General features: G+C 68.1%; 1 protein-coding gene and 1 pseudogene. Both read left to right on the top strand.

Going from position 1 to position 1,436, the window contains the following annotated elements; all coding sequences use genetic code 11:
• Positions 1 to 274: pseudogene (locus tag AC1VAN_RS21735) on the top strand (hypothetical protein); the annotation flags it as partial.
• Between the two features lie 9 nt (positions 275 to 283).
• Positions 284 to 1,436: secretin N-terminal domain-containing protein (locus AC1VAN_RS21730; RefSeq protein ID WP_480986732.1), on the top strand; the 1,153-nt coding region annotated here is incomplete at its 3' end.

Here is a 1,436-nt window from a genome sequence, read left to right as displayed (position 1 = left end):
CACTGGCACACCGCCTGTGCCTGGCGCGGTGGTTCCGCCGCCGCCACCGCAGCCAACGCCCAGCCAGACGCTGCCCCCCCCCCGTGCCGCCGATGGCAACGTGGCTCCCGCCTCGCCTGCACCGGCCGCGGCCGCCGCACCCCCTGCAAACACCAACGGTCCCAGCGAAGCGCAGATGCAGGCCATCCGCGAACGCATCCAGGCCCGCCGCCGTCAGCTGCAGCAACAGCAGCAACAACCGTCGCCGCCCCCGGGCGATGGCACCAACCGATAGAGTGAATGCATGAATCTGCGTTTTCTTCCCTGGTCCTTCGCCCTGACGCTGCTGGTCGGCTGCAGCACCGTGTCGGCCCCGCATGTGCAACGCAACGGCAACCTGCAGCCCTCGGCCAGTGCCGGCCAGGCTGCCGTCGATGCGCAGACCGAAGCGGCCGATCAAGCCCAGGGGGCGCCGCAGGCGGTGATCCGCCGTGGCACCGGCACCATGATCAACCGCGAAGCCGCACGCAAGCCGTCGCCCGCGCTGCATGCGGCCAGCTCCGGTGAGGCGACCTTCAACTTTGAAGGCGAGTCGGTGCACGCGGTGGTCAAGGCCATCCTCGGGGACATGCTCGGCCAGAACTACGTGATCGCCCCGGGGGTGCAGGGCACGGTGACGCTGGCCACGCCCAAGCCGGTATCGCCGGCACAGGCACTGAACCTGCTGGAGATGGTGCTGGGCTGGAACAACGCCCGCATGGTCTACAGCGGTGGCCGCTACAACATCGTCGCCGCCGACCAGGCACTGGCCGGCACCGTGGCGCCGAGCACCGCGCCGGCCTCCAGCGCACGCGGTTTTGAAGTGCGCGTGGTGCCGCTGCAGTTCATTTCCGCCACCGAGATGAAGAAGGTGCTGGAGCCCTATGCGCGGCCCAATGCCATCGTCAACGTCGACAGCGGCCGCAACGTGATCACCCTCGGCGGTACGCGTGCGGAACTGGAGAACTACCTGCATACCGTCGAGATCTTCGACGTCGACTGGCTTTCGGGCATGTCGGTGGGTGTATTCCCGATCCAGTCCGGCAAGGCCGAGCAGGTCGCGGCGGATCTGGAGAAGGTCTTCGGCGAAGAGAGCAAGACGCCCAGCGCCGGCATGTTCCGTTTCCTGCCGCTGGAAAACGCCAATGCAGTGCTGGTGATCACCCCGCAGGTGCGCTACCTGGACCAGATCCAGCAGTGGCTGGACCGCATCGATACCGCCGGCGGCAGCGCGCGCCTGTTCTCGCATGAACTGCGATACATCAAGGCACGCGACCTGGCCGAACGCCTCAGCGAAGCCTTTGCCAGCAGCGGCAACCGCGGCGGCTCCGGCTCGGCATCGCTGGCGCCGGGTGCCATTCCGTCGCAGCTGGGCAGCGAGGGCGACCGCGGTATGGACGCGGGCAACAGCAGCAGTT

The organism is Stenotrophomonas sp. 05L44_2 (assembly GCF_056665995.1).
Note: the sequence above shows the minus strand (reverse complement) of the source record. Positions and strands in the feature narration are given on the sequence as shown.